This is a genomic window from Pantoea sp. S61 (genome assembly GCF_016625145.1).
Lineage (GTDB): Bacteria > Pseudomonadota > Gammaproteobacteria > Enterobacterales > Enterobacteriaceae > Pantoea > Pantoea rwandensis_B.
This window is the reverse complement of sequence record NZ_JACVUO010000004.1, coordinates 170,226-195,968: the sequence shown is the minus strand read 5'-3', so window position 1 is coordinate 195,968 and position 25,743 is coordinate 170,226. Positions and strand designations below refer to the sequence as shown.

General features: G+C 54.1%; 29 protein-coding genes and 1 other RNA gene. 15 read left to right on the top strand and 15 right to left on the bottom strand.

All coding sequences use genetic code 11. From position 1 onward, the window contains the following. Positions 1-148: 148 nt before the first annotated feature. On the bottom strand, positions 149-529 hold the full coding sequence (locus IAE30_RS11140; RefSeq protein ID WP_038648508.1) for a DUF454 family protein: 381 nt from the start codon (positions 527-529) through the stop codon (positions 149-151). Between the two features lie 57 nt (positions 530-586). On the opposite strand from IAE30_RS11140, the gene priC reads away from it, so the two are divergent. The 3 genes from priC to rsmS all read left to right on the top strand — a co-directional run bounded on the left by priC (position 587) and on the right by rsmS (position 1,678). Beyond that, on the top strand, positions 587-1,099 hold the full coding sequence (gene priC, locus IAE30_RS11135) for a primosomal replication protein PriC (protein ID WP_200679633.1): 513 nt from the start codon (positions 587-589) through the stop codon (positions 1,097-1,099). A 165-nt stretch (positions 1,100-1,264) separates the two neighbouring features. Beyond that, positions 1,265-1,510, top strand: a complete 246-nt coding sequence (locus IAE30_RS11130; protein ID WP_038648512.1) for a GlsB/YeaQ/YmgE family stress response membrane protein — start codon at positions 1,265-1,267, stop codon at positions 1,508-1,510. A 12-nt stretch (positions 1,511-1,522) separates the two neighbouring features. After that, positions 1,523-1,678 (top strand): pleiotropic regulatory protein RsmS, encoded by a 156-nt coding sequence (rsmS, locus tag IAE30_RS11125; protein ID WP_071845628.1) that lies wholly within the window; start codon positions 1,523-1,525, stop codon positions 1,676-1,678. On the opposite strand, the gene acrR is transcribed toward rsmS, so the two are convergent. Beyond that, entirely contained in the window at positions 1,675-2,313 is a 639-nt protein-coding gene (gene acrR / locus IAE30_RS11120; RefSeq protein ID WP_038648514.1) for a multidrug efflux transporter transcriptional repressor AcrR, read from the bottom strand. The two genes, rsmS and acrR, sit on opposite strands and share 4 nt — an antisense overlap. 142 nt (positions 2,314-2,455) lie before the next feature. Here acrR and IAE30_RS11115 point away from each other — a divergent pair, with 142 nt between their 5' ends. The 4 genes from IAE30_RS11115 (at position 2,456) to ykgO (ending at position 7,385) form a co-directional block, all read left to right on the top strand. Then, entirely contained in the window at positions 2,456-3,646 is a 1,191-nt protein-coding gene (locus IAE30_RS11115) for an efflux RND transporter periplasmic adaptor subunit (RefSeq protein WP_200679631.1), read from the top strand. A gap of 17 nt (positions 3,647-3,663) precedes the next feature. Further along, positions 3,664-6,813, top strand: coding sequence for an efflux RND transporter permease subunit (locus IAE30_RS11110; protein WP_200679629.1), 3,150 nt, complete (start codon positions 3,664-3,666; stop codon positions 6,811-6,813). Between the two features lie 159 nt (positions 6,814-6,972). Then, positions 6,973-7,230, top strand: a complete 258-nt coding sequence (locus tag IAE30_RS11105) for a type B 50S ribosomal protein L31 (RefSeq protein ID WP_038648520.1) — start codon at positions 6,973-6,975, stop codon at positions 7,228-7,230. A 14-nt stretch (positions 7,231-7,244) separates the two neighbouring features. After that, positions 7,245-7,385, top strand: coding sequence for a type B 50S ribosomal protein L36 (ykgO, locus tag IAE30_RS11100; protein WP_008103894.1), 141 nt, complete (start codon positions 7,245-7,247; stop codon positions 7,383-7,385). A 44-nt stretch (positions 7,386-7,429) separates the two neighbouring features. Here ykgO and IAE30_RS11095 read toward each other — a convergent pair whose 3' ends face one another. The 3 genes from IAE30_RS11095 to IAE30_RS11085 are packed head-to-tail and all read right to left on the bottom strand — an operon-like array spanning position 7,430 to position 9,822. Next, positions 7,430-8,308 (bottom strand): metal ABC transporter substrate-binding protein, encoded by an 879-nt coding sequence (locus tag IAE30_RS11095; protein WP_045816336.1) that lies wholly within the window; start codon positions 8,306-8,308, stop codon positions 7,430-7,432. 21 nt (positions 8,309-8,329) lie between these two features. After that, the gene (locus IAE30_RS11090) at positions 8,330-9,169 is read right to left on the bottom strand and encodes a metal ABC transporter permease (RefSeq protein WP_045816335.1); all 840 of its coding nucleotides are present in this window, start codon (positions 9,167-9,169) and stop codon (positions 8,330-8,332) included. Next, a complete protein-coding gene (locus tag IAE30_RS11085; RefSeq protein WP_034828143.1) occupies positions 9,166-9,822 on the bottom strand; it encodes a metal ABC transporter ATP-binding protein in 657 nt (218 codons plus the stop codon). Before IAE30_RS11085 ends, IAE30_RS11090 begins: the two co-directional genes overlap by 4 nt. Positions 9,823-10,164: 342 nt before the next feature. Here IAE30_RS11085 and IAE30_RS11080 point away from each other — a divergent pair, with 342 nt between their 5' ends. From IAE30_RS11080 to IAE30_RS11070, 3 genes are all read left to right on the top strand, one after another. Beyond that, positions 10,165-10,518: a hypothetical protein gene (locus tag IAE30_RS11080; protein WP_034828141.1), complete on the top strand. Its 354-nt coding sequence runs from the start codon at positions 10,165-10,167 to the stop codon at positions 10,516-10,518. Between the two features lie 146 nt (positions 10,519-10,664). Continuing rightward, positions 10,665-11,042 (top strand): Hha toxicity modulator TomB, encoded by a 378-nt coding sequence (gene tomB, locus IAE30_RS11075; RefSeq protein WP_034828139.1) that lies wholly within the window; start codon positions 10,665-10,667, stop codon positions 11,040-11,042. A gap of 24 nt (positions 11,043-11,066) precedes the next feature. Then, positions 11,067-11,285 (top strand): HHA domain-containing protein, encoded by a 219-nt coding sequence (locus IAE30_RS11070; RefSeq protein ID WP_034828137.1) that lies wholly within the window; start codon positions 11,067-11,069, stop codon positions 11,283-11,285. A gap of 127 nt (positions 11,286-11,412) precedes the next feature. On the opposite strand, the gene ffs is transcribed toward IAE30_RS11070, so the two are convergent. Next, positions 11,413-11,509: signal recognition particle sRNA small type (gene ffs / locus IAE30_RS11065), an RNA gene on the bottom strand. A gap of 176 nt (positions 11,510-11,685) precedes the next feature. On the opposite strand from ffs, the gene IAE30_RS11060 reads away from it, so the two are divergent. Next, a complete protein-coding gene (locus IAE30_RS11060) occupies positions 11,686-11,997 on the top strand; it encodes an MGMT family protein (protein WP_097117484.1) in 312 nt (103 codons plus the stop codon). A 387-nt stretch (positions 11,998-12,384) separates the two neighbouring features. Here IAE30_RS11060 and IAE30_RS11055 read toward each other — a convergent pair whose 3' ends face one another. Beyond that, positions 12,385-12,942: a YbaY family lipoprotein gene (locus tag IAE30_RS11055; protein ID WP_200679627.1), complete on the bottom strand. Its 558-nt coding sequence runs from the start codon at positions 12,940-12,942 to the stop codon at positions 12,385-12,387. Between the two features lie 204 nt (positions 12,943-13,146). Here IAE30_RS11055 and tesB point away from each other — a divergent pair, with 204 nt between their 5' ends. Beyond that, a complete protein-coding gene (gene tesB, locus IAE30_RS11050; RefSeq protein ID WP_038648534.1) occupies positions 13,147-14,010 on the top strand; it encodes an acyl-CoA thioesterase II in 864 nt (287 codons plus the stop codon). A 71-nt stretch (positions 14,011-14,081) separates the two neighbouring features. On the opposite strand, the gene amtB is transcribed toward tesB, so the two are convergent. From amtB to IAE30_RS11025, 5 genes are all read right to left on the bottom strand, one after another. After that, complete coding sequence (gene amtB, locus IAE30_RS11045) at positions 14,082-15,371, bottom strand: ammonium transporter AmtB (RefSeq protein WP_038648536.1); 1,290 nt, start codon at positions 15,369-15,371, stop codon at positions 14,082-14,084. A gap of 33 nt (positions 15,372-15,404) precedes the next feature. Further along, complete coding sequence (glnK, locus tag IAE30_RS11040) at positions 15,405-15,743, bottom strand: P-II family nitrogen regulator (RefSeq protein ID WP_007886947.1); 339 nt, start codon at positions 15,741-15,743, stop codon at positions 15,405-15,407. 259 nt (positions 15,744-16,002) lie between these two features. Beyond that, the gene (locus IAE30_RS11035) at positions 16,003-17,778 is read right to left on the bottom strand and encodes a SmdB family multidrug efflux ABC transporter permease/ATP-binding protein (RefSeq protein WP_200679625.1); all 1,776 of its coding nucleotides are present in this window, start codon (positions 17,776-17,778) and stop codon (positions 16,003-16,005) included. Next, on the bottom strand, positions 17,771-19,540 hold the full coding sequence (locus tag IAE30_RS11030; protein ID WP_200679623.1) for a SmdA family multidrug ABC transporter permease/ATP-binding protein: 1,770 nt from the start codon (positions 19,538-19,540) through the stop codon (positions 17,771-17,773). The genes IAE30_RS11035 and IAE30_RS11030 overlap by 8 nt, the downstream gene beginning before the upstream one ends. A gap of 24 nt (positions 19,541-19,564) precedes the next feature. Further along, entirely contained in the window at positions 19,565-20,026 is a 462-nt protein-coding gene (locus tag IAE30_RS11025; RefSeq protein WP_034828126.1) for an Lrp/AsnC family transcriptional regulator, read from the bottom strand. 115 nt (positions 20,027-20,141) lie between these two features. Between IAE30_RS11025 and IAE30_RS11020 the strand changes: the two genes are divergently transcribed. Continuing rightward, on the top strand, positions 20,142-21,176 hold the full coding sequence (locus IAE30_RS11020; protein ID WP_200679621.1) for a PLP-dependent cysteine synthase family protein: 1,035 nt from the start codon (positions 20,142-20,144) through the stop codon (positions 21,174-21,176). A gap of 34 nt (positions 21,177-21,210) precedes the next feature. Here the strand turns inward: IAE30_RS11020 and cof are convergent, their stop codons facing one another. After that, positions 21,211-22,032 carry an HMP-PP phosphatase gene (cof, locus tag IAE30_RS11015; protein ID WP_200679619.1) on the bottom strand — a complete coding sequence of 274 codons (822 nt, stop codon included), beginning with the start codon at positions 22,030-22,032 and terminating at the stop codon, positions 21,211-21,213. Between the two features lie 93 nt (positions 22,033-22,125). Between cof and IAE30_RS11010 the strand changes: the two genes are divergently transcribed. Then, complete coding sequence (locus tag IAE30_RS11010) at positions 22,126-23,841, top strand: SgrR family transcriptional regulator (RefSeq protein ID WP_200679617.1); 1,716 nt, start codon at positions 22,126-22,128, stop codon at positions 23,839-23,841. 26 nt (positions 23,842-23,867) lie between these two features. Next, positions 23,868-24,563, top strand: a complete 696-nt coding sequence (queC, locus tag IAE30_RS11005) for a 7-cyano-7-deazaguanine synthase QueC (protein ID WP_038648549.1) — start codon at positions 23,868-23,870, stop codon at positions 24,561-24,563. A gap of 287 nt (positions 24,564-24,850) precedes the next feature. On the opposite strand, the gene IAE30_RS11000 is transcribed toward queC, so the two are convergent. Further along, positions 24,851-25,258, bottom strand: coding sequence for a thioesterase family protein (locus IAE30_RS11000; RefSeq protein ID WP_038648551.1), 408 nt, complete (start codon positions 25,256-25,258; stop codon positions 24,851-24,853). A 101-nt stretch (positions 25,259-25,359) separates the two neighbouring features. After that, positions 25,360-25,683, bottom strand: coding sequence for a ComEA family DNA-binding protein (locus tag IAE30_RS10995; RefSeq protein WP_200679613.1), 324 nt, complete (start codon positions 25,681-25,683; stop codon positions 25,360-25,362). Positions 25,684-25,743 lie beyond the last annotated feature (60 nt).

Sequence of the window (25,743 nt, the reverse complement as noted above, 5' to 3'; positions counted from 1 at the left end):
GTTACGCCTGGAAAAATATCTAATACGCGCAGCATCCGACAGCGCCAATACCCGGAAACCGGGTTAAGCGAAGACGTTTAGAAGGGAAGCCACGCACGAAGATGCCCAAATCTATGCAAATACCCGGCTAAATGCAACCCTGCCGCGCTTAATCGCCGCTGTCATCCTTTTCTGCCACCACCGGAATGCGCCACATAAATAGCAGCAGCGCGCACAACATGATGCCCAGCATGATGCGCACCCATAGCATGTTAACCAGATAGAGAGAGACGGCAAAGGTGATGACAATCAGCAACATGGCACGGCCTTTGGCGCCGGGCGGCATGGCGCGATGTTGCTGCCAGTGGCGAATGTAGCGGCCAAACGGCGAGCGCCACAGCAGCCAGTGGTGAAAACGCGGTGACGAACGGGCAAAACACCAGGCGGCCAGCAACACAAATGGCGTGGTCGGTAATAAAGGTAATACAATGCCCAGCGTGCCCAGCACAATCGCCAGCCAGCCAAGACACAGAAGAAAAATTCGTTGCATGCCTGATGCCTGATAAAATCGGAACTGCGCTACGTTAACACAGTCGGAATCAGAGTGATGCCCCAACCGCCCGCACATCAACGCCTGCTCGCCATTGTCGATCAATTACGACAGCAAATCTCGCAGCAACGCGATGGTGCCTGCCGACAGCCCCGTTTTGACGCCCAACTGTTCCGTTGCAAAGGCACGCGGCTCGCTGATTATCTCGCTGAGCTTGAACAGAATTTAACCCAGCTCAACGCCGCTGACACCGACGTCATGCGCCGTCAGTGGCTGGCGGAGAAAGTGCTGAATCAGATTGCCGCCCTGCAACGCGAATGTCAGAGCCAGCAACTGCGCACCCAGCGTGAGCGTCCTCGCGTTGATCCGCGCCAGTCGAAGCGCGAAGAGTATCAGGGCTATGAAACGCGCTTGCTGGCGATGATCGAACAACGTGAGCAACATCTGGCACGCGCCGAAACCCTCAGCGTACAGCAGCAGTTAATCCGTGATATCGAAGTGCTGCATGAGCGGCTGGCACGCTGTCGCCATGCGATGCACAAACTGGAATTGTCTGGCCCGGCTCGGTAATCACCGCCCAGTTTCCTTCATACTTCACATGGCCGGTGCGTTAGCTGCGCTCATTCCCCCATCTCTTACCTGAGTAAGCGCCTGCGGGTTCATTCCCTTGCCACTTGCCTGCACCTGAAATTATTTAGGGTATATACTCCCCCCTACGAATGATGGAGGAAAATCATGACTCTAATTATGTGGATAGCGATTGGCGTGGTGGCTGGCTGCATCAAGCGCATGGTTTTTCCCGGTCGGCCGGGTGGGTTTGTTCCAACGCTGGTACTGGCGGTGATTGGTGCGTTAATTGGGGGTTACATCGCCACCTATTTTACGACGGGTGATTTAGCGACGTTCCATCCCGCTGGCTTTGGAGTGGCACTGCTGGGCTCAATTTTGATGCTGCTGGTGGCTGCAAAATTACGTATTTAACAAGGAGAGAGCATGTCACTGGAAACTGCATCCGATGAGATCAAACTGGCAGTGGATTTGATTCAACTGCTGGAAGAGAACCAGGTGCCGACCGCAACCGTGTTAGCCGCGCTGGCGATTGTCCAGCGCGATTATCAGCAGAAACAGGCAGCAGAAGGCACCGATTAGCGCGCGCCAGACATCGTCGGACTGAGCCGCAGCATATCTATAAAGGCATCCACCAGCTGCGGCGCCTCCGCTGCCAAATCAAACGCCTGCGGATTAAACAACCAGTTTTCCATCATGCCGTTGATATAACCGCACATCAGACGCGCCGACTGCAACGTGTTCAATCTCGCAGGTAACTGCCCGACTTCGATACACTCACGTAGCACCAATTCAATTCGGTCGTAACACTCAAGCAGTAAACTTTGACGCATATCCTGTAATGTCGACATTTCGCCAACGAATTCACATTTATGGAAGATAATCTCCATTAGTGCGCGTCTTTGAGGATCCTTTGCAGTGGCGTCAAGGATATAGATCAACATTGAACGAATAACAGAAAGTGGATCACCCGGGTATTTTGTCTGATACTCAAGTTCCACATCGTCAAGCCCAGCGTCACACCGAAGCCAGATTTCATGCAGAACATCGGCTTTATTTTTGAAATGCCAGTAGATAGCACCGCGCGTTACGCCGGCCGCTGTTGCAATATCTGCCAGGGATGTGGCAGCCACACCGTGTTCAGAGAAGTGTGCTAAAGCGGCATCCAGAATTTGGTTCCGCGTTTCAAGTGCTTGCGCTTTGGTTTTTCGTGCCATAGAGGACTTTTTTTACAAACTGGCAAGTTTACATACATTTGTGAATGTATGTACCATAGCACGACCCGTGTTTTAACGCAGCAATGGGTTTATCGGTTTGTGATCCATTGATCATTTGATATCGGACACTAGAGGTTTATTTATGAATAAAAACAGAGGATTAGCGCCTCTGGCGGCCGTCCTGATGCTTTCAGGCAGCTTTGTGTTAACAGGATGTGATGATAATAAATCCCAGCAAGCCGCCCAGCAGCAGCCCCCAGAAGTGGGTGTTGTGACGTTAAAAAACGAGCCTTTGAAAATTACCACCGAATTGCCAGGTCGTACTTCGGCATTTCGCGTGGCAGAAGTGCGCCCTCAGGTGTCAGGTATTGTTCTGAAGCGTAATTTTGAGGAAGGTACGGATATCAAAGCAGGCGTTTCCCTGTATCAGATCGATCCGGCTACTTACCAGGCGGCTTATGACAGCGCCAAAGGCGATTTAGCACAGGCGCAAGCCAATGCACACGTCGCGCAGTTAACCATCAAGCGTTATAAGCCGCTGCTGGGTACCAAGTACATCAGTCAGCAGGACTATGACACCGCTGCGGCAACCGCTGCGCAGACGGCTGCTGCGGTTCAGGCGGCGCAAGCCAACGTGGAAACCGCACGCATTAATCTGGCTTATACCAAAGTCACTTCGCCGATCAGCGGTCGCATTGGTAAATCGTCAGTCACTGAAGGCGCTCTGGTCTCCAGCGGTCAAACCACTGCACTGGCAACCGTGCAACAGCTCGATCCGATGTATGTCGATGTGACCCAGTCCAGTGATGATTTCCTGCGTTTGCGCGCAGAACTGGAATCCGGTCAGCTGAAACAGAATGACGGCAAAGCCAATGTCACGCTGTTGATGCAAAACGGTAACGCATACACGCAGCCAGGCACATTGGAATTCTCTGATGTGACCGTGGACGAAACCACCGGATCGATCACGCTGCGCGCCATCTTCCCGAACCCGGACCACCGCCTGCTGCCAGGCATGTTTGTGCGTGCGCGTCTGGATGAGGGGACCAATCCAACCGCATTGCTGGTACCGCAACAGGGCGTAACCCGTACCCCAACCGGTCAGGCAACCGCGATGGTGGTTGGCGCAGATAATAAAGTGGAAGTCCGTAACATCACAGCTAATCAGGCATTTGGCGACAAATGGCTGGTAACGGATGGCCTGAAAGAGGGCGATCGCGTGATCACCGTCGGTCTTCAGCGTGCCAAGCCAGGTGCGCAGGTGACACCACAAGAAGTCAAAGATGATGCCAAAGCAGCACCGGAATCACAGTCTGCTAAATCATCGTCCTAAACAGGAGCCACTGATACATGGCTAAGTTCTTTATCGATCGCCCCATTTTTGCCTGGGTGCTCGCCATCATCATTATGCTGGCGGGTACCCTTGCGATTATCAGTTTGCCGATTGAGCAATATCCCAATGTTGCGCCGCCGGCCGTTGAAATCCAGGCAACTTACCCGGGTGCTGATGCGAAAACGCTGCAGGATTCGGTAACCCAGGTTATCGAACAAAACATGAACGGCATCGATGGCCTGATGTACATGGCCTCGAGCAGTGACTCGTCCGGTACCCTGACCCTGACGCTGACCTTCCAGTCCGGTACTAACGCTGATATCGCGCAGGTACAGGTGCAGAACAAGTTGCAGCTGGCGATGCCACTGCTGCCGCAGGAAGTTCAGCAACAAGGTATTCAGGTTAAAAAATCCTCCAGCAGCTTCCTGATGGTAGCGGGCTTTGTCAGTGATGACGGCAGCATGACGCAGAATGACATCTCTGACTATGTTGCTTCCAACATCAAAGACCCGATCAGCCGTACGCCTGGCGTCGGTGATACTCAGGTGTTTGGTGCGCAGTACGCGATGCGCATCTGGCTGGACCCACACAAACTGAACAACTACCAGCTGACGCCGGTGGATGTGATCAGTGCGTTGGGCACCCAGAACACCCAGGTCGCCGCCGGTCAGTTGGGTGGCACACCGCCCGTCCCTGGCCAGCAGTTGAACGCCTCGATCATTGCGCAGACCCGTCTGACCAATACCGAAGAGTTCGGCAATATCATGCTGAAAGTGAACCAGGACGGCTCGCAGGTGCGCTTGCGTGACGTGGCGAAGATTGAACTCGGTGGTGAAAACTACGAGATCATCGCCCGCTACAACGGCAAACCGGCTTCGGGTATCGGTGTGAAACTGGCAACCGGTGCGAATGCGCTGGATACCGCCAAAGCGGTGAAAGATGAGCTGGCCAAACTGCAGCCGTTCTTCCCGTCAGGCATGAAAACCGTTTACCCGTACGACACCACGCCGTTCGTTAAGATCTCGATCTTCGAAGTGGTGAAAACGCTGTTTGAAGCGATCGTGCTGGTGTTCCTGGTGATGTATCTGTTCCTGCAGAACTTCCGCGCGACCTTGATTCCAACCATCGCTGTTCCGGTCGTGCTGTTGGGTACCTTTGCCATCATCAGTGCATTCGGTTACTCGATAAACACGTTAACGATGTTCGGTATGGTGCTCGCCATCGGCCTGCTGGTGGATGACGCCATCGTGGTGGTGGAGAACGTTGAGCGTGTTATGGCGGAAGAAGGTTTACCGCCAAAAGAAGCGACGAAACGTTCGATGGAGCAGATTCAGGGCGCGTTGGTCGGTATTGCTCTGGTGCTGTCTGCGGTATTTATTCCGATGGCCTTCTTCGGCGGCTCTACCGGGGTTATCTATCGTCAGTTCTCGATCACCATCGTTTCCGCGATGGCGCTGTCGGTGCTGGTGGCGTTGATTCTGACGCCGGCACTCTGTGCCACCATGCTGAAGCCGATCAAGAAAGGCGAGCACGGTAAAACCACCGGCTTCTTTGGCTGGTTCAACCGTCTGTTCGACAAGAGCACCAACCACTACGTCGATAGCGTTGGTCACATCGTGCGTAGCACCGGTCGTTATCTGGTGATCTACCTGGTGATCGTGGTCGGTATGGCGTATCTGTTCCTGAAACTGCCCACCTCCTTCCTGCCGGAAGAGGATCAGGGTCTGTTACTGGCGCAGGCGCAGTTGCCAGCCGGTGCAACCCAGGAACGTACGCAGAAAGTGCTGGACCAGGTGACGGATTACTTCCTGAACAAAGAAAAAGACAGCGTTAACTCCGTATTTACTGTTAATGGCTTTGGCTTTGCGGGACGTGGTCAGAACACCGGTATTGCCTTCGTCAGCCTGAAACCGTGGGATGAGCGTGGCGATGCCAGCCTGAAAGTGCCCGCAATTGCCGGACGCGCCATGCAGGCGTTGGGTCAGATCAAAGATGCAATGGTCTTCCCGTTCAACCTGCCAGCGATTATTGAACTGGGTAACGCCACCGGCTTCGACTTCATGCTGACTGACCAGGGTAACCTCGGTCACGAGAAGTTGACCGCCGCGCGTAACCAGCTGTTTGGCATGATTGCCCAGCATCCGGATACACTGGTGGGCGTACGTCCAAACGGTATGGAAGATACACCGCAGTACAAACTGATCATCGATCAGGAGAAAGCGCAGGCACTGGGTGTGTCGTTGTCTGACATCAACACCACGCTGGGCGCTGGCTGGGGTGGCTCTTACGTCAATGACTTCATCGACCGTGGTCGTGTGAAGAAGGTATACGTGATGGGCCAGGCTGACTCACGTATGTTGCCAGATGACATCAGTAAATGGTTCGTGCGTAACAGCTCAGGCACCATGGTTCCGTTCTCGGCCTTCTCTTCGGCGAAATGGCAGTATGGTTCACCGCGTCTGGAACGTTACAACGGCTTACCTTCAATGGAGATTCTGGGGCAGGCTGCTCCAGGTAAGAGCTCCGGTGATGCCATGAACCTGATGGAAGAGCTGGCGGGCAAACTGCCTGCGGGTATCGGCTATGACTGGACGGGTATGTCCTATCAGGAACGTCTGTCCGGTAACCAGGCCCCTGCCCTGTACGCCATCTCGCTGATTGTGGTGTTCCTGTGTCTGGCCGCGTTGTACGAGAGCTGGTCGATTCCGTTCTCCGTTATGCTGGTGGTTCCGTTGGGTGTGGTGGGTGCATTGATCTTTACCACCCTGCGCGGGCTCAGTAATGACGTCTACTTCGTGGTGGGGCTGCTGACAACCATTGGCTTGTCGGCGAAGAACGCCATCCTGATCGTTGAATTCGCCAAGGATTTGATGGAGAAGGAAGGGAAAGGTTTGGTGGAATCAACACTGGAAGCGGCACGTATGCGTCTGCGTCCAATTCTGATGACCTCACTGGCCTTTATCCTCGGTGTTCTGCCGCTGGCCATCAGTACCGGTGCCGGTTCCGGCGCACAGAACGCCGTCGGTACCGGCGTAATGGGCGGCATGGTCACTGCAACCGCGTTGGCGATCTTCTTCGTGCCTGTGTTCTTTGTGGTGGTACGTCGCCGCTTTAGTAAGAACAAAGCGGAGATTGAGCAAGGCCATCCGGTCGAGCACAAACACTAAGTTGTCACCTGTTGAAAAGGCCGCGCAAGCGGCCTTTTTTATTGCCTGAACGCCGCCCTTCACCCGACCATTCAATACCCTTACTGCGATCGCGGTTGCAATCAATTCGCTGCAGGTTCATACTATTGTTATATTATAACATTACATGAGAGCGCAGTTATGAAAGCCAATATCCATCCTCAATACCGTCCCGTGGTGTTCCATGACACTTCTGTCGATGAGTATTTCAAAATCGGTTCCACCATTAAAACCGAACGCACCATTGAGTTTGAAGGTGAAGTGCTGCCTTACGTGACGCTGGATGTCTCGTCTAAATCCCACGTCCACTACACCGGCAAGCAAAAAGATCTCACCAAAGAAGGCAGCGCCGCACGCTTCAACAAGCGTTTCGGCAGCTTCCTGACGCGCGGCAATTAATCAGGAGTTCACGCATGCAGGTTTTAAGTTCATTACGGTCTGCCAAGACCCGTCACAAGGATTGCAAAGTCGTGCGTCGTAAAGGTCGCATTTACGTGATCTGCAAAACGAATCCGCGCTTTAAGGCGGTTCAGGGAAGAAAAAAGAAAAGGTAGGAAAGTGTCGTGATAATTGGCCGGGATGCTCCCCGGCCTTTTTTTTACTTCATGCTCTGCAACATAATATCGACATTGTGCTTGAAGGCAGCAACATAAGTCGCAGCAGGTCCGTTCGCCTCGGACAACGCTTCTGGATAGAGTTCACCACCTGGCTGTGCGCCGGTTTCGCTGGCAATCTGTTTCACCAGACGCGGATCGGTCTGATTCTCCATGAAGTAAGTCTTGATGTGCTCGGCTTTCAACTGCTTGATAATCGATGCCACATCGCTGGCACTGGCTTCGGCTTCAGTGGAGAAACCGACTGGCGCCAGGAAACTCACACCATAACGCTGGCCAAAGTAACCAAAGGCATCATGGCTGGTCAGCACTTTACGCTTGCTCTTCGGCACGGCAGCAAACTCCGTTTTCGCCCAGCTATCCAGTTTTTCCAGCTGCTGAATATAGCTTTCACCGCTCTTGCGGATATCCGCCGCATCTTCTGGATCGGCTTTAATCAGCGCATTCATCACGTTGGTGGCATAAATCACGCCGTTGTGCATGCTGTTCCACGCGTGTGGGTCCGTCACGGTTTTACCGTCTTCTTCCATTTTGCGCGTGTTGACGCCGTTGGAGGCGACCACAATCGTGCCTTTATAACCGGAGGCGCTGATCAGGCGATCCATCCACCCTTCCATCCCCAAACCACTCACAAATACCACATTGGCTTTAGCCAACGCCTGGCTATCCTGTGGCGTGGGTTCGAAGGTGTGGGGATCACCGTTAGGCTGCACCAGCGATTTCACGTTAACGTGATCGCCTCCGACTTGCTTAACGATATCGGCCAGCACGGTGAAACTCGCCACGACATCCACCGTTTTTGCCATAGTCAGTGGGCTAATAAACATGGCGCCAATCGCCAGGCTCAGCGGTAACTTCTTCATTCGTATCCCCTAATTGTATAGTTATCGACGGCGCAGCAGGCCGCCACACGGTCCTGTTAAAACAGAAAGCAAAAACAGTACGGCAGCACTCAGCACCACCGCCGGACCAGCGGGCAGTGAGAAGTGCCAGGAAAGAATTAACCCCACCAGCGCGGCGATCATCGCCAGCAGCATGGCGATGCCGAGCATGCAGGCAAGATGGCGACTCCAGAAACGCGCGCTGGTCGCCGGTAACATCATCAATCCCACCGACATCAACGTGCCGAGCACCTGAAAACCCGCCACCAGATTCAGCACGACCAACATCAGGAAGATGCCGTGGACGATCGGCGCGCTCCACTTGCCTTGAGCACGCAGGAAATCCGGATCGAACGCATCGATCACCAGCGGGCGGAAAATCACTGCCAGCATCAGCAAAGTGAAAGCCGCGATGCCGCCCACTAGCAGGATGGCCGCGTTATCGACGGCCAGCAGTGAACCGAACAGAACGTGCAGCAGATCGACGCTCGATCCGCGCAATGACACCAGCGTCACGCCCAGCGCCAGCGAGCCGAGATAAAAGCCTGAGAAACTGGCGTCCTCTTTTAAGGGGGTGTAGCGACTGACGGCACCAGAAAGCAGCGCAACGGCTAATCCCGCAATCAGCCCGCCGATGCCCATCGCCACCAGCGATAAACCGGAAACCAGATAGCCAATCGCCGCGCCAGGCAGCACCGCGTGGGAGAGCGCATCACCCACCAGACTCATACGACGCAGTGAAAGGAAAACACCCAGCGGCGTGGCGCTCAGCGCTAATGCCACACAAGCCACTAACGCGCGGCGCATAAAACCAAATTCGATAAACGGTTGAATCAATGTCACGAGGCCACCCTGCGCAGCAGTGGGGTTTGAGCGGAGTCAGCATCGTCGAGCGACAACACATCTTTGAAGTAACGCGCAACCAGTGGGCGATCGTGCAACACCACTAATAAGGTGGTGCCCGCCTGCTGCTGCTGCTCGAGGATTGACATCAACAGCGTGACGGTTTGCGTATCGATGCCATTAAAGGGTTCATCCAGCAGCCAGACTTTACTTTGCTGCAGCATCAGGCGCGCAAACAGCACACGTTGCAACTGGCCGCCGGAAAGCATAGAAGGCTGCGCATCGGCGAAATCACGCATCTGCACGGCATCCAGTGCGGCATCGATCTCCTGTCGCATCGCACGATTGATGCCACCAAACCAGCCGCAGCGCGGCCAGCATCCCATAGCAACCAGCTCATAAACGGTAAGCGGGAAACGGGTTTCTAACTCACTACGCTGCGGTAACCAGCCAAGCGCCTTAGGCGAAATCTTTAATTCGCAAGTCCCTGCAATCGGTGGCAACAGACCGGCGATGGTTTTCAGTAGCGTGGATTTTCCGGTGCCGTTCGCGCCGATTAATGCCGTCATGCTGCCTGCCGCCAGTTCTCCGGTCACTATCGGCGTCACCGCTTGTCCCTGATAGCCGCCCTGCAAGCGATTGAAATGCATCATTTCTGCATTCCCCAATAGATAGCCAGCGCCAGGAACGCGATAAGCAACAGCGCGACCATTAAGCGACCGCTGAGTGAGAGGAGTAAACCACTGTGATTCATGGCGGGAGACCAAATACGTTATAACATAACAATTATACTACCCGATCTCCCTGACGCGACGCCCGGGAGAAAGTGTTTCAAAAGTTAACCATTCGGCGCTTCCTCTGTGGCTATCACTGGATCTGAATCGATTGAGTGATAAATCCCATCGCAACGATTACGTATTCTGCACAGAGTTAACTTGCAATATTTGGCGAGAACCCTAATGATAGATTCATCCTCCTTTTTTACCGGAAGCGAAATGCAGTCTATTATTCATTGTGATATTGCTGTGGATGAGGACGATTGCGAGAAGTTGCAGGCTATTATCCAGGGGAATATTCTCAAAATAGCCGAAGCCCTGGCAGGTGATTTACAGTGGTATTCTCAAAACGCGCAATTAGTTCCCGACAGTTTTAAGATTATTTCCATTCAACCGCACGACAACAATCGATTTAAAATGCTTTACGATTTTAAGTGGGATTTATTTAATCCTTGCCTGGATTTAAATGAAACATCTACCCAGCATGAAGAAGTTTTGTTCCAGATAGTACCGGGCGCACTGGTGTTTTCAGTGATAGACAATACCCGCCCCTCGCCAGCCGACGAATTGTAATATTTGGTAATCGAGGTGAGCAAAGCTAATGAATGTGGATTATATTTAAGGAGTCGCTGAATTCTTAATATTCGTGATCGCTTCCTGATAGCTTTTCCAAATCTCGCCGCGCTGCGGTCACTGTGCAAGCTCTGGAGGGGAAAAAGATGGACGAATACTCACCAAAACGGCATGATATTGCCCAGCTTAAATTCCTGTGTGAGAACCTGTTTGACGAAAGTATGGCGACACTGACTGACAGCCATCACGGCTGGGTGAATGACCCTACTGCGGAAAGCAATTTACAGCTCAACGATTTGATTGAGCATATCGCGTCTTTCACGATGAATTACAAAATTAAGCACGTTGAAGATGAAGCGCTGATTACGCAAATCGATGAATATCTTGACGATACCTTTATGCTGTTTAGCAGTTATGGAATCAATACTCAGGATCTTCAACGGTGGCAACGTTCAGCAAGACGCTTATTTAATCTGTTTGCCGAAGAGTGCGCTTTTCTCCAACAACCCAGCCATTCCTTTTAGCATCAGAGTGAGACCGGTTTATTTATGAGCAACCAAGCCTTAACCAAAACAGACTATTTGATGCGACTGCGTCGTTGTCGCTCAATTGACACCCTTGAACGGGTGATTGAAAAGAACAAGTACGAATTATCTGACAACGAGCTCGCGGTATTTTATTCTGCTGCCGATCATCGCCTTGCAGAACTGACGATGAATAAGCTTTACGATAAAGTACCGGTTTCTGTCTGGAAGTTCGTCCGCTAACTATTTTTATCCGCTGATCGTTACGCCCTCTTTTCACTTCAGGGAATGATTCACAGGCAAAGGAGTGCCAGCGTTTCGCTGTGTACTGATTTCTTGAGGATTTTTTCGGGAGTAGAAATGGTGGAGGCCCTGCCAGCTACATCCCGGCACACGCGTCGCCTGCTGCGGCTGCTTCCTTCCGGACCTGACCGAGTTCACAAGTTAGCGTTGCGGGAGAACCAACAGGGCCCCCATTGACGAGCTCTCTTTCGAGAGCGCAGGCATTATCAAGTAACCCCCTGGCAATTGCAAGCGCAGGCCGGGTGACCGTTGTTTTCTTGAACAGCTCTCCAGTAAAACCCTGATTCTCGCCCTCCCGGCATGCTAAAGTCGGCATTTACTCGCTGAATCAGGTGCGTGCATGAACGACACAAGCAACTTTTCCGAGCGCGTCTGGCAAATCATTGCCGCGATCCCCAGAGGCAAAGTCACCACCTACGGCGATATCGCCCTGCTTGCCGGCTCACCGCGTGCCGCAAGACAAGTCGGCGGCGTATTACGTCGCTTACCCGAGGGCAGCAAACTGCCATGGTTTCGCGTCATCAATCGCCATGGCCGTATTTCTCTGCAAGGCGATGATCTCTTCCGCCAGCGAGATGCGCTGGAAGCCGAAGGCATTGAAGTGAGTGATGCCGGTGAGATTGAATTAGAGAAGTATCGCTGGGAGTACTAAGCGCACCCATGCTGAGGTGCGGGCAGGCAAACTGTGAAGTAAAGCGTCAAGCCAAAGATAAAAGTGACGAGCATTCTGGGACAATCCGCCGATGTCACTCCACAAACTCGCACCCATGCTGAGGTGCGGGCAGGCAACACTGTGAAGTAAAGCGTCAAGCCGAAGATAAAAGTGACGAGCAATCTGTGACAATCCGCCGATGTCACTCCACAAATTCGCACCCATGCTGAGGTGCGGGCAGGCAACACTATGGAGTAAAGCGTCACACGCCATGGATGGCGTGTGCCGAGCGATCAGGGACGAGACAGCGGCTTTACGCAACAGTGTTGCCTGCCCACACACTCCCCCGCCCTGTTTTTAGGCGTAAAATCCACGCCCCTGCTTATACTACATACTCGTCGGCGCAGGCACCGAAGCGGAAGGCACCACCTGCGTTGGCGACGTTGACGGCACCGTTGTCGCTGCGCCTGGCGTGGTTTGCATCGCCATATTTGTCACTGGCACCAGCAACAGCTCCGCTTTCGTACCGCCCTGATTGATTACCGGCTTCACGGTATCGGTAATAAACGCCAGTTTGCCATCAATGGCGATCGCGGCACTTAACAGAATCCGCGCATTCGGCTGAATATCGGCCGGGTTAAACGGCAGCACAAACTGGAACGGTGCCTGTTTCCCTTCAGTGCGCACCACATGCTGCGCCAGAACTTTCGATGGTGCATCAGCCAGTGAAGCGTCGGACAGCGTCACGGTTAACGCTGCATCCGGCGGCAACGCAATGCGCTGACGAATGTACACCGAACCACTAACATTAGGCTGCGTAATCGCGGCCTGCTGCCCCGCGACGGCGGAGCCCAGCGTTGGGGTGGCTACCGGCTTACTGTGATCGGCACAGCCAGCCAATGCTGCCGCCAGCGTCACACCGCTAATAACATGCCAGAGTTTCATCGATGTCGTCTCCTTATGAACACTATGATTGTCGGCGGACAATTTATTGGGTAGCTTTTCAACCGCCGAATGCCCTTAATTCTGGCACAAAAAACCGGATTGCGCCCAAAAGCACTGCCAGCTCGCTGAAATCACGGCAAAATCATTGACGGAAACTGGTCGGATCTTTCACACTGACGCGATTGCCCCCCTGAGGAATCTGCTATGAGCCAGGCACTGCAAAACCTGCTTAATTTACTCGATCTCGAAAAACTCGAAGAAGGCCTGTTTCGCGGCCAAAGTGAAGATCTCGGCCTGCGCCAGGTATTTGGCGGCCAGGTCGTCGGTCAGGCGTTATACGCAGCAAAACAAACCGTGCCGGAAGAGCGCATCATCCACTCTTTTCACAGCTACTTCCTGCGCCCTGGTGATAGCGAAAAAGCCATCATCTATGATGTCGAAACTCTGCGCGACGGCAAAAGTTTTAGCGCGCGTCGCGTCAGCGCGGTGCAAAACGGACAGCCGATCTTCTATATGACCGCCTCGTTCCAGGCGCCGGAAAGCGGATTTGAGCACCAGAACAGCATGCCGCCGGTGCCAGGCCCGGACAATCTCCCCTCAGAACAGGATCTGGCGCAAAAACTCGCAGCCCATTTGCCGCTCAAACTCAAAGAAAAGTTTCTCGCTGAACGTCCGCTGGATATCCGGCCGGTGCAAATCCATAACCCGCTTAAGGGCCGTGTCGATGAGCCGATGCGCCAGGTGTGGATTCGTGCCAACGGCAAGCTGCCGGACGATCGCCGTATTCATCAATACTTGCTGGGTTACGCCTCGGATCTCAACTTCCTGCCTGTGGCGCTACAGCCGCACGGGAAAGGCTTTTTGGAGCCTGACATGCAGGTGGCGACGATTGACCACTCCATGTGGTTCCACCGCCCGTTCGATCTCTCAGAGTGGTTGTTGTACAGCGTGGTGAGCACCTCAGCTTCAGGCGCACGTGGGTTTGTACGTGGGGAGTTCTACACGCAGGATGGAACACTGGTCGCGACCACGGTTCAGGAAGGCGTCATGCGCCAGCGTGACGCATAAAAAAAGGGGCGATATTATCGCCCCCTCGTCTTTTTATAGTTTTAGCGCACTGCTCTTCTACCGCTCATTTCTTACTGGTTGTAAGCGTTCTCGCCGTGGCTGTTCACATCCAGACCTTCACGTTCCTGATCTTCTGGAACACGCAGGCCAACGATCATATCCGCCAGTTTGAAGCCGATGAAGGCGACAACACCTGACCAGACGATGGTCACGCCGCAGCTGAACAGCTGAACCCAAACCTGATGGCCCATGGTCACGCCTTCTGCGTAGCCCACGCCGCCCAGTGAAGAGGAGGCGAACACACCGGTCAGAATACAACCCAGGATACCGCACACGCCGTGCACACCGAACACATCACATGGGTCATCCACGCGCAGCCATTTCTTCAGGGTGGTCACACCCCAGATACCTGCCAGGCCACCGGCCAGACCGATAATCAGCGCGCCGCCGACACCGACATAACCACAAGCCGGGGTGATAGCAACCAGACCGGCGATAAAGCCAGAACACGCACCCAGCAGAGAAGGTTTGCCACGCATCGCCCACTCACCGAACACCCATGACAGCACCGCACCTGCAGTCGCCACAACAGTATTCAGGAAGGCCAGGGCTGCGATTTCATTTGCAGAAGAAGCAGAACCGGCGTTGAAGCCAAACCAGCCCACATACAGAATCGCAGTACCGGTGAAGACCATTGGCAGGTTGTGCGGTTTGAACGCTTCTTTACCGAAGCCAGCACGTTTGCCCACCAGATAAGCACCCACCAGACCCGCAACTGCGGCGTTGATGTGAACAACGGTACCACCCGCGAAGTCCAGCGCGCCGTCTTGCGCCAGCAGACCGCCAGCCCACACCATATGTGCGATTGGCAGATAAGAGAGCGTCAGCCAGACCACCACAAAAATCAGTACTGCTGAGAAGCGAATACGTTCAGCAATCGCGCCCACAATCAGGCCCACGGTGATACAGGCGAAGGAAGCCTGGAACGCGACGTGGATATACTGATAGAAGCTGCCCATCACCGCTTTCAGCTCGATATTTTTCAGCATCGCCCACTGGAAGTTACCGAAGAAGGCGTTGCCCTCGCTGAAGGCCAGCGAATAACCGTAAATCACCCACAGCACGCAGACTAATGCGAAGGTCACGGCAACCTGGGTCAGCATCGACAGGACGTTTTTACCGCGAATCAAACCGCCGTAAAACAGGGCGATGCCCGGAATCGTCATAAACAGTACCAGAGCGGTACAGATCATCATAAAGGCGTTATCCGCTTTGTCCGCAACGGCAGGTGCTGCCGCCATGGCCAGAGACGGTAATAGTGCCAGGCTGGTGAGGCCCAACTTAGTCATCATTTTATTCATTTCTTTCCATCCCATCACAATTCAGAGCCCCAGTTACAGTGCTGCTTCGTCGGTCTCGCCGGTACGAATACGAATAACGCGCTGCAGTTCTGCGACGAAGATTTTGCCGTCGCCAATTTTGCCGGTGTAAGCGGCTTTGCTGATGACATCCACCACTTCATCGAGTTGATCGTCCGCAATCGCGATATCAATTTTAACTTTTGGCAGGAAGTTCACGCTGTACTCGGCACCGCGGTAAAGCTCTGCGTGACCTTTCTGGCGACCAAACCCCTTCACTTCGGTAACAGTCAGTCCCTGAATGCCAATGGAGGATAAAGCTTCACGCACGTCCTCCAGCTTAAATGGTTTGATTACCACGGTAACCAGCTTCATACGTTCCCCTCCAGATAATAAATTGAGTGAGTCTCGCGGACACGAGGAGATATAAGCAAACGCTGTGCCATAAATAAAAAAAGGGGAGCAGTCAGTGGTCTGGACGCGCTATATCGCGCTTCGTTATGTGATGAGTGGCTCAGTTTGGGAATAGGGCAAAAGAAAGGTGTTGCAATATTGCACTCCTTTGGTGCTTTCAGCCTCAAAGGAGTGCATCAATACAGAACAATCCGATAAATCTGCGCAAAAAAGGTGCAATTCACCCTTCTGCTTGAGCGGGTATGCTCGCCGCGAGTTCATCACCCGCCTGCTGTAGCTGATACATCTGCCAGTAACGCCCCTGTTGAGCCAGCAACTGTGCATGCGTGCCCCGCTCGGCAACCTGACCACGGTGCAATACCAAAATCTGATCCGCTTCAGTGATAGTAGAAAGACGGTGCGCAATCACCACCAGCGTGCTGTGCTGGCGTAGTGCACGCAGCGCATGCTGAATCGCCTGTTCGGTACCGGAATCGATATTGGCAGTCGCTTCATCAAGGATCAAAATTTGTGGCAGCGAAACCAGCACTCGCGCCAGCGCCAGCAACTGTTTTTGCCCGACCGACAAATTGTTGCCTTGTTCACCCAGCCGCGTGTGAATGCCCTCTGACATCGATCGTGCCAGCGAGGCAAGCTGCACTTTTTCCAGTGCCTGCCACACTTGCTCTTCCGGGATATCGCGTCCCAGCCGCACGTTGGCTAACAAGGTATCAGCCAGCACCACCGGATCCTGCTGCACCATAGCGACGCTTTGGCGTAGCGCTTCATGCGTCAGCTGCGGTAAGGGGCGACCATCCAGCTCGATGCTGCCGCGTGTCACCGGATAATATCCCATCAGTAAATTCGCCAGCGTACTTTTGCCACTGCCTGTATGCCCCACCAGCGCCACAAAATCGCGCGCCGGCACCTCAAGGCTGATATGGCTCAGTACATCCCGATTATCGCGGTAGGCAAAACTGACATCGTGCAAGGTAATACGCCCTGAGGCCAACGGCAGGTTATCCGTGCCGTATCCCTGTTGAGTGGCATCCATCAGTTCGAAGATACGCTCGCCGGAAACCACCGCCTGTTGCAGCATCGATTGTTGCGTGGTGAGCTCAATCAAGGGTTCGTTCAGTCGTCCCAGATAGGTAATAAAGGCATAAAGCACGCCGACCTCAAACACATCGGGCGTGGCAAAGCTGAACAGCATCAGCAGCCCACAGAGTATCATCGCCGAAAACAGACTCAGCAGCGGACGCAACAAGAAACCGTCCAGTCGCAGGGTTTCCATGCGCGCCAGATAGTGTGAGCGGCTGGCCTCGCCCATGCGTTCACCAAAGCGCGCCTGCTGGCGAAACTGCTGGATCACGCTCATGCCGTTGATCACTTCATTGAAACCATTATTGATATCCGCCAGATAGCTACGTACACGACGCGCAATCGGCGTGCTGTAACGCTGATAAATCAGCATCACCGTGAGTACCAGCGGGAAGATGACAATCGCCACCAGCGCCATACGCCAGTCGAGCGAGAACATCGCCACCAGCATTGCGCCAATCAGTGCGGCACTGCGCAGCACGGTAGCCACCACCGTGACGTAGAGATCTTTGATCACTTCTGTATCGTTGGTAACGCGCGAGATAATCTGCCCCACCGGCTGGGTATCAAAGGCGCTAAGCGGCTGACGCAGTGCCGCGTTCATCACGTCCATGCGTAACTGCTGCACCACACCAATCGCCGCGCGATTAAACAGCAGCGCCTGGAAATAGTGCAAACCAGCAGCCAGCAGTTGCAGCAAAATAAAGCACACCAGCAGCCCAATGGCGATGCCCCAGGGCATCTGGTGCTTTGCCACCAGATTATCAATGAAGTAGCTTACCAACACCGGGCCGGTGACTTCTGCCGCCGCCGCAATCCACAGCATGCCGACCGCCAGCCACAGCGATTTTCGCCAGGGTTTACCGTATGACAACAGGCGTTTCAGGGTTGGCCACAAACGTTGCGATTTAGCCATGATTCGCCTCCTCTGCGGTTTCATCTTCATCCAGCGCCGCTTCGAGTTGCTGATAGCGGTACATATCGCGATACCATCCCTCTTTCGCTAGCAGGCTGTCATGATCGCCGCGCTGACTAACCGCACCTTGTTGCAGCACCAGAATTTCACTGGCCTCGGTCAACGCCGATAAACGATGCGCGCTGATGATCAACGTGCGGCCTTTGCCCCACTGCCGCAGGTTGTGCAGGATTTCATGCTCTGTGCGACCGTCCACCGCGGATAGTGCATCGTCGAGGATCAGGATTTCCGCATTCAGCAACAGCGCGCGGGCAATGGCAATACGCTGTTTTTGACCGCCGGAAAGCATCACACCGCGCTCACCCACTTCGGTGTCATAGCCCTGCGGCAGACGCAGAATGTCATCGTGTACACAGGCCATGCGCGCCACGCGCTCAATTTCTTCCTGAGACGCATTCGGACGGCCCAGTGCCAGGTTATTAGCCACGGTATCGGAGAATAAAAACGGCGTCTGGCTCACCACCGCCAGCCGACTGCGCCAGCTATCGAGTCGCAGCTGCGTCAGCGGCAGGTTATGGTAGCGAATGTCACCCTGGTCGATGTCGAAATGACGTTGAATCAGACTCAGCAGCGTGCTTTTACCACAGCCGGTTGGACCGCACAGCCCCAACATCTGCCCCGGTTTCAGTTGAAAATTAACATGGCTCAGCGCCGCGCCTGCGTTGGCGGGATAATGGAATTCACGAATGGCGACCTGTAAATCGCCAGCGTCGTCGGGCAGGACTTTCTGCCCATCCTCCACCGCCGGAGCTTCCGCCAACAGCGCGCGAATACGGCTCCATGCCGCGCTCCCACGCTCAACGATGTTGATCATCCACGCCAGCGCCAGCATCGGCCAAATCATCAGTCCCAGATACATCACGAAGCTGGTGAGCTGACCCAGCGTCAAACTACCGTGCCACACCATCCAGCCACCACCGGCTATCGCCAGCAGGTTAGAGAAACCCACGGCGATGTAAATGATGGGATCAAATCGTGCATCAACACGCGCCACATGCAGGTTTTTCTTGCCGGTGTCGCGCGCAATGTCAGCAAACTGTTGCGATTGATGATCTTCCAGGCCAAAGGCTTTGATCATCCGGATGCTGGTAAGGCTCTCCTGTGTTTGATCGTTCAGGCTGGAGAAGGCCGCCTGGGCCACTTTAAAGCGCTGATGCAGGCGCGAACCATCTTTCTGAATGGCAATCGCCATCAGCGGCATCGGGATCAGCGCCAGCAGCGTCAGTTCCCAGCTGATTTGCACGCTCATCACTACCAGCACCACTAAGCCCATGACCAGCGAATCCACCAGCGTCAGGACGCCCTCACCGGCGGCAAATACCACGCGATCCACGTCATTGGTGGCGCGCGCAATCAAATCGCCCGTGCGATGGCGTAAATAGAACGCAGGATGCTGGCGACTCAATTGGCGATAGAAATCTTCCCGTAATTCAACTGCGAGCTGGTAAGACGCGCCAAACAGCAGCACACGCCAGACATAACGCAGCAGATAGACGATCACCGCTGTTACCAGCATCACGCCAATCCACATAAAAAGTTTGCCGCTGCTTAAGGTGTGTTGCGTTACGCCATCAACAATCACGCCGACCACATGCGGCGGCAGCAGTTGCAATAACGCAATCACAATCAGCAAGCTGACGGCACCCAGATATCGCCGCCACTCGCGCAGGAAATACCAACTTAATTGGCTGAATAATCGCACAAGACGCTCTCTTTCTGTGCCCGTTCAGGGCGCTACCGGCAACGCGGTGGTGTATTTAATCTCTTCCATGGCGAAACTGGAGGTCACATCAATCAGGCCTGGCACGCCATTCACCAGACGTTTATAAAATGCGTCGTAACTTTTCATATCGGCCACCTGGATGCGCAGCAGATAATCGTACTCACCGGCCATGCGATAGAATGCCATCACTTCAGGCATCTGCTGCACCACGGCAACAAATTGCTGAAACCAGTCGCTGCTGTGCTGTTGTGTTTTGACAAACATGAAAGCGGTGAGAGAAAGACCCATCTTCTCCCCATCAAGCAACGCCACGCGCGCACGAATAATGCCATCATCTTCCAGCTTTTTCAGGCGTTTCCAGCACGGCGTGGTGGTGAGATTCACCGCATCCGCCAGGGCTTGCAGCGATAATGTGCAATCCTGTTGCAGTATCGCCAACAAAGTGCGGTCAGTTTTATCTAGCATTCGGCGCTCCGGGAGAAAAATTTTCTCTTATTCGGGCATTATACCCGGATTAAAGCAATCTTATTTTCCTGCCAGTGCCTTACACTGTGCACAATAATGAATACGGATTCGTCACATGCAAACGCCCTGGGTTCGCCACGCCATCAATGAAATTAACGCCGATTTTCAACGCTCTGCGGATACGCATCTTATTCGCTTTGCGCTGGAGGATTTTCCTGGCATTCGCTTCTATCTCAAAGATGAAAGCACCCATCCGAGTGGTAGCCTGAAGCATCGCCTGGCGCGGTCGCTGTTCCTGTATGGTTTGGCCAATGGCTGGATCCGCGAGAATACGCCGATTATTGAAGCGTCATCCGGTAGCACGGCAGTGTCAGAAGCCTATTTCGCACGTTTGCTGGGTCTGCCTTTCATTGCGGTGATGCCCGCCAGCACCGCGAAACGCAAGATCGAAATGATCCGTTTTTATGGCGGCGAGTGCCATTTTGTCGTTGACCCTTGTCAGCTTTACAGCGAATCAGAGCGGCTGGCGCGTGAGCTCAACGGTCATTTTATGGATCAGTTCACCTATGCCGAGCGCGCCACCGACTGGCGCGGCAACAACAATATCGCTGAAAGTATTTTCCGTCAGATGGCGCATGAGCCTTTCCCGGTGCCGCACACCTTAATTATGAGTGCCGGCACCGGCGGAACCTCCGCCACACTGGGTCGCTATATCCGTTATCAGGGACACGATACGCGTTTGTTGGTGGTGGATCCGCAACACTCCGTGTTCTTTGATTTTTGGCATAGCCGCGACGGTGCGCTGCGCAACGATCGTGGCAGCATGATTGAGGGTATTGGACGCCCGCGCGTAGAGCCGTCTTTTTTACCCGATGTGATCGACGAAATGATCAAAGTGCCGGATGGCGCAACGGTGGCTGCGATGCTGTATCTGGAGAAAATATTGGGTCGTCGCCCCGGCGCTTCAACCGGCACCAATTTCTGGGGCATGTTGCAGGTGGCGAAACGCATGCGGGAAAAAGGCGAACAAGGTTCTCTGGTGACGCTGTTGTGCGACAGCGGTGAGCGTTATCCGGATACCTATTACAACCCTGAGTGGGTCACGCAAAATATCGGGGATATCAAGCCGTGGCTGCGTGAGCTGCAATAAAAAACCGGACATCCTGTCCGGTTCACTGTAAGCCTCAGCATTCGGGGGAATAATCGAGGTGTGGTGTGGTCATCCAGTGATTTAAGTAATGAGACACCGCCTGTGTCTCGCAATGTCCAATAATCGGTAAATGCGGCAGCGACGATTTCAATTGATGCATGGCGTTGCCCATGATGAACCCGCTGCCAACGCGCTCCAGCATTTCGCGGTCATTCATCGCATCACCAAACGCCATACAATCCGCCATTGATAGCGACAGATGCTGGCACAGATGCGCCAGCGCCGCGCCTTTGTGGCAGTCCAGCGGCAGAACTTCCAGACAATCCCACGCTGAAAAACAGATATTGGCGCGCTCGCCCAGGGCTTGTTGCAACTCTACTTTTAACGCCTGCAGCATCTCATGCGGCGCAATAAAACAAATTTTGGTCACCTCATGCGCTGACATCTGACGCAAATCGCGCAGCTGATAATGGAAGCCACTCATCACGTGCGCTTCTAATGCACCCAACAATGGTTTATCGGTGAACCAGCCCTCATCGTTGAAGATATGAATCGATGCCGGCGTTTGCCAATGCGTGTGGATCACCTCTTCGGCTACAGAAGAGGACAGATCACAGCCAAATAGCTGCTGACCTTCCAGATCGTGAATGCGTGTGCCATTGCTGGTGATCAACCAGGCCGGCAGAGTGAGCTGTTCACGTACCACCTGCACATCCATCAGATGGCGACCCGTGGCAAAGGCAATGGTGATATCGCGCTGATGCAAGGCATTCAGGGTGTCGATGGTTTCATTCCCTAACCGGTGCGTCGGCAGTAACAACGTGCCATCCATATCAAATGCCGCGAGGCTAGCCATGCAATGTCTCCTGTCTGAGTGGGGAATCTACTATCGCCTGGTAATTACGGAACTAATAGTGAATACTTTCAGGAAACTGTTCCGGGTTTAGCCATGCGCCAACTTCATCGGGTTAATCAATTTCAGCGACTGTGGCAGCTCAGCCAGGGCGAGCCTCTGCGTTTGAGCGTTGCCGCCATGGCACAGCACTGTTTTTGCAGTGAGCGCCATGTACGTACCTTATTACGCCAGTGGCAGGATGCTGACTGGCTGCACTGGCGCGGCGAATCCGGCCGGGGAAAGCAAGGCGAACTGACGTTTCTGATTTCCCCTGAACAACTCCGCCAACAGCTATTAACCCAACAGCTGGAAGCGGGCGAGGCGATACAGGCGTTGCAGGTACTGGATCTTCATCCTGAGCGGCTGGTGAAAATGCTGCGGCCGCTGATGGGGGGCCAATGGCAGAACCAGGCGCCGGTGCTGCGTATTCCCTATTATCGCGCGATGGAGCCGCTGCGGCCGCTGCGTCTTACCGGAAGGGCTGAGCAGCACCTGGTACGGCAGATTTTCTCTGGCCTGACGCGCTTTAATGGCGACGATGTAGAAGGCGATCTTGCGCATCACTGGCAACATGATGGCAGCGGCTGTGACTGGTATTTCTGGTTACGACCGCAGCTCAGCTGGCACAACGATGAGCCAATTCATGCGGCGCAGCTGGTTGCTCAGTTACAGCAGATTATGCAAACCGTGCGCGGCAGTCGCCTGCTGGCCTCTATCGAACATATCGAGGCGCCACATCCGCTGGCACTGCGTATTCAATTGCGTCAGAGCGACTATTGGCTGCCGCAGCGTCTGGCACACCAATACTGCCTGCTGCCACATCCTGATGCGATGGATATAGGGAGCGGTCCCTGGAAGTTGACCCATTTCACTGATGAGTTGGTTCGCCTGGAAAGTCATGCCCGCTGGCATCTGCAACGACCGCTGATTCAGGTAGTGGAATACTGGATTACACCGCAGTTGTTTGCACATGGTCTCGGTACCAGCTGCCGTCATCCGGTGCAAATCGCAATTGGCGATCCTGACGAGCTGGACGCATTGCGCCCGGTCGATCACAGTATCAGCCTCGGCTTCTGTTATCTGGCACCGCGCATCTCCGCCGACTTTACTGCCGCACAGGTCACAACACTGATTGCATTAATACAACACAGTGGAGTGATTCAGCAGTTACCGTTGGATGAAGGCTTGATTACCGCGAGCAAGGAGTTGCTGCCCGGTTGGCCCGTTCCCTCTGCCGGGATGACCACCGCCAGGCTGCCTGCGAGACTGACACTGCACTACCATCTCCCTATCGAACTGCATGTGATGGCGCAGGCGCTGGTGCCTTTGCTGGCCCAACAGGGCTGCGAATTAACCTGTGTTTTTCATGATGTGAAAAACTGGCGTGACGATATCGACCTGAGCGATGCCGATGTGGTGATGGGTGACCGTCTAATTGGCGATGCGCCGCTGTTTACCCTGGCGAACTGGCTGGAGAACGATCCGGTATGGGCTCCCATACGCGCCCCGGTGCTAACCGCGCCGCTTAACGCTATCGCCCATCAGCCCAGTCCAGAGCAACGCGCGACATTGACGCGCCAGCTGTTCCAGCAGTTGATGCGTGATGGACATTTGTTGCCGCTGTTTAACTATCGCTATCAGGTGTTTGCCCCGCCCGGTGTTGAAGGCATCCAGCTCAATACACTGGGCTGGTTCGATTTCACCCGTGCCTGGATTCCACCGCCCGCGACCGCAGGGACTGTTCAGCCCGCGCCTGAGCCAGTACCATAGATGCACTGATTTTTGGGGAAATTGAGATGAAACGAGCCGTTGTCGTATTCAGTGGCGGACAAGATTCCACCACCTGTCTGATTCAGGCACTGCAACAATATGATGAAGTGCACTGTGTCACCTTCGATTATGGTCAACGCCATCGCGAAGAGATTGAAGTCGCGGCTGAACTCGCGCACAAACTGGGTGCCCGTGCGCACAAAGTGCTGGATGTGACGCTGCTCAATGAACTGGCGGTCAGCAGCCTGACGCGCGATAACATTCCAGTGCCCACTTACGATCCTGATGCCAGTGGTTTGCCGAGTACTTTTGTACCAGGCCGCAATATTCTGTTCCTGACCTTAGCCTCCATTTACGCTTATCAGGTGGAAGCCGAGGCGGTGATTACCGGTGTCTGCGAAACAGACTTCTCTGGCTATCCTGATTGCCGCGATGAGTTTGTTAAAGCGCTGAACAATGCCGTTAGCCTCGGCATGGCGCGTAACGTTCGCTTCGAAACACCACTGATGTGGCTGAATAAAGCCGAAACCTGGGCACTGGCGGATTACTGGCAGCAACTGCCGCTGGTGCGGGCGGAAACCCTGACGTGCTATAACGGTGTCAAAGGCGACGGTTGCGGTGAGTGCGCCGCCTGCCATCTGCGTGCGCGGGGGTTGGCGGATTACCAGGCCAATGCTGCAGCCGTCATGGCAGCAATGAAACAAAAAAGCGGTTTTAACTGATTGAGTTGAATCGCGGTTGGGACGCATTGAGCGGCTTCGCTGGGTTGAACCTTTTAAGCTGCTTTGCTGGATTGCGCTTGTTGGGCGGCTTCGCTGGATTGAAATCATTGAACGGCTTCGCTAGCCGGAACTTATCAAGCTGCTTCGCCGGATTGAGGTCATCGAACGGCTTCGCTAGTTGGAACTTATCAAGCGGCTTCGCTGGATTGAGGTCATCGAACGGCTTCGCTCACAAGAGCTCATTGAGCAGCTTAGGCTGGCGTTTCTGACGCCAGCTCGCTCTGCTCTTAATCGCTTTCCACCATCAACGCTGACAGACGATCACGCAACTCCCCTTCCATCGGTACCGCTTTTTGCGTGCGCAAATCGATGCAGACGAAGGTTAACGCTGCGTCCGCAACCACCGTGTTATCGCTTGCCAGCAGCACGCGCTGCGAAATAATGCCGCTTTTGCCATTCAACTGAGACACTTCGCTCTCAATATGTAACACGTCGCCCAGCACCGCCGGACGACGATAGTTAATGTTGATATTGACCACCACAAACGCCAGCTTCTGATCCATCAGCCAGTGAAAAGCATCGACATCCTCCAGCCACTGCCAGCGCGCCTCTTCCAGAAACTCGAGATAACGTGCGTTGTTCACATGCTGATAAACGTCCAGATGATAGCCGCGTACTTTGATGGTGGTTTGCATTATTGCTCCTGTTCAGAATGTGAATGACAACTGGTATGACCTGTTGAGCATAGCACAGCCTGATTGGGTGCTTTATCAATCCTTCAAAGTCGCGACCCGTCTCACAGTTTCAGCCGACCACTGTTACGTTCCACCAGAGCATTGCCGATGCCTGGAATCTCCTTAAGCTGATCAATGGCGGTAAACGGACCATACTGCTCGCGATAACTGACAATCGCCTGAGCTTTCTTCAGGCCGATGCCGTTCATTGCGGCTGCAAGCTGTTCAGCGCTGGCTTGATTGATGCTGACCTGTCCCTCTTGCGGCGAGGATACTTGCGTCGCCTGCGTTTCGCTGGGGCTTTCGGCCGCGGACAGTCCGGTGGTATAGAGTGCGCTACCCAGCGCCAGCGTGATACATAGAGCGCGAAAAGTTGATTTCACCATGCTGTGTTTCTCCTTGTGTTTGACAGCCACAGCAGAGTGTCACAGCGTGTTTTCAGGCTC

Bases quoted from the DNA above. Each gene is read 5' to 3' on its own strand.
- IAE30_RS11140 (WP_038648508.1), bottom strand. From the start codon at position 529: ATGCAACGAATTTTTCTTCTGTGTCTTGGCTGGCTGGCGATTGTGCTG.
- priC (WP_200679633.1), top strand. From the start codon at position 587: ATGCCCCAACCGCCCGCACATCAACGCCTGCTCGCCATTGTCGATCAA.
- IAE30_RS11130 (WP_038648512.1), top strand. From the start codon at position 1,265: ATGACTCTAATTATGTGGATAGCGATTGGCGTGGTGGCTGGCTGCATC.
- rsmS (WP_071845628.1), top strand. From the start codon at position 1,523: ATGTCACTGGAAACTGCATCCGATGAGATCAAACTGGCAGTGGATTTG.
- acrR (WP_038648514.1), bottom strand. From the start codon at position 2,313: ATGGCACGAAAAACCAAAGCGCAAGCACTTGAAACGCGGAACCAAATT.
- IAE30_RS11115 (WP_200679631.1), top strand. From the start codon at position 2,456: ATGAATAAAAACAGAGGATTAGCGCCTCTGGCGGCCGTCCTGATGCTT.
- IAE30_RS11110 (WP_200679629.1), top strand. From the start codon at position 3,664: ATGGCTAAGTTCTTTATCGATCGCCCCATTTTTGCCTGGGTGCTCGCC.
- IAE30_RS11105 (WP_038648520.1), top strand. From the start codon at position 6,973: ATGAAAGCCAATATCCATCCTCAATACCGTCCCGTGGTGTTCCATGAC.
- ykgO (WP_008103894.1), top strand. From the start codon at position 7,245: ATGCAGGTTTTAAGTTCATTACGGTCTGCCAAGACCCGTCACAAGGAT.
- IAE30_RS11095 (WP_045816336.1), bottom strand. From the start codon at position 8,308: ATGAAGAAGTTACCGCTGAGCCTGGCGATTGGCGCCATGTTTATTAGC.
- IAE30_RS11085 (WP_034828143.1), bottom strand. From the start codon at position 9,822: ATGATGCATTTCAATCGCTTGCAGGGCGGCTATCAGGGACAAGCGGTG.
- IAE30_RS11080 (WP_034828141.1), top strand. From the start codon at position 10,165: ATGCAGTCTATTATTCATTGTGATATTGCTGTGGATGAGGACGATTGC.
- tomB (WP_034828139.1), top strand. From the start codon at position 10,665: ATGGACGAATACTCACCAAAACGGCATGATATTGCCCAGCTTAAATTC.
- IAE30_RS11070 (WP_034828137.1), top strand. From the start codon at position 11,067: ATGAGCAACCAAGCCTTAACCAAAACAGACTATTTGATGCGACTGCGT.
- IAE30_RS11060 (WP_097117484.1), top strand. From the start codon at position 11,686: ATGAACGACACAAGCAACTTTTCCGAGCGCGTCTGGCAAATCATTGCC.
- IAE30_RS11055 (WP_200679627.1), bottom strand. From the start codon at position 12,942: ATGAAACTCTGGCATGTTATTAGCGGTGTGACGCTGGCGGCAGCATTG.
- tesB (WP_038648534.1), top strand. From the start codon at position 13,147: ATGAGCCAGGCACTGCAAAACCTGCTTAATTTACTCGATCTCGAAAAA.
- amtB (WP_038648536.1), bottom strand. From the start codon at position 15,371: ATGAATAAAATGATGACTAAGTTGGGCCTCACCAGCCTGGCACTATTA.
- glnK (WP_007886947.1), bottom strand. From the start codon at position 15,743: ATGAAGCTGGTTACCGTGGTAATCAAACCATTTAAGCTGGAGGACGTG.
- IAE30_RS11035 (WP_200679625.1), bottom strand. From the start codon at position 17,778: ATGGCTAAATCGCAACGTTTGTGGCCAACCCTGAAACGCCTGTTGTCA.
- IAE30_RS11025 (WP_034828126.1), bottom strand. From the start codon at position 20,026: ATGCTAGATAAAACTGACCGCACTTTGTTGGCGATACTGCAACAGGAT.
- IAE30_RS11020 (WP_200679621.1), top strand. From the start codon at position 20,142: ATGCAAACGCCCTGGGTTCGCCACGCCATCAATGAAATTAACGCCGAT.
- cof (WP_200679619.1), bottom strand. From the start codon at position 22,032: ATGGCTAGCCTCGCGGCATTTGATATGGATGGCACGTTGTTACTGCCG.
- IAE30_RS11010 (WP_200679617.1), top strand. From the start codon at position 22,126: ATGCGCCAACTTCATCGGGTTAATCAATTTCAGCGACTGTGGCAGCTC.
- queC (WP_038648549.1), top strand. From the start codon at position 23,868: ATGAAACGAGCCGTTGTCGTATTCAGTGGCGGACAAGATTCCACCACC.
- IAE30_RS11000 (WP_038648551.1), bottom strand. From the start codon at position 25,258: ATGCAAACCACCATCAAAGTACGCGGCTATCATCTGGACGTTTATCAG.
- IAE30_RS10995 (WP_200679613.1), bottom strand. From the start codon at position 25,683: ATGGTGAAATCAACTTTTCGCGCTCTATGTATCACGCTGGCGCTGGGT.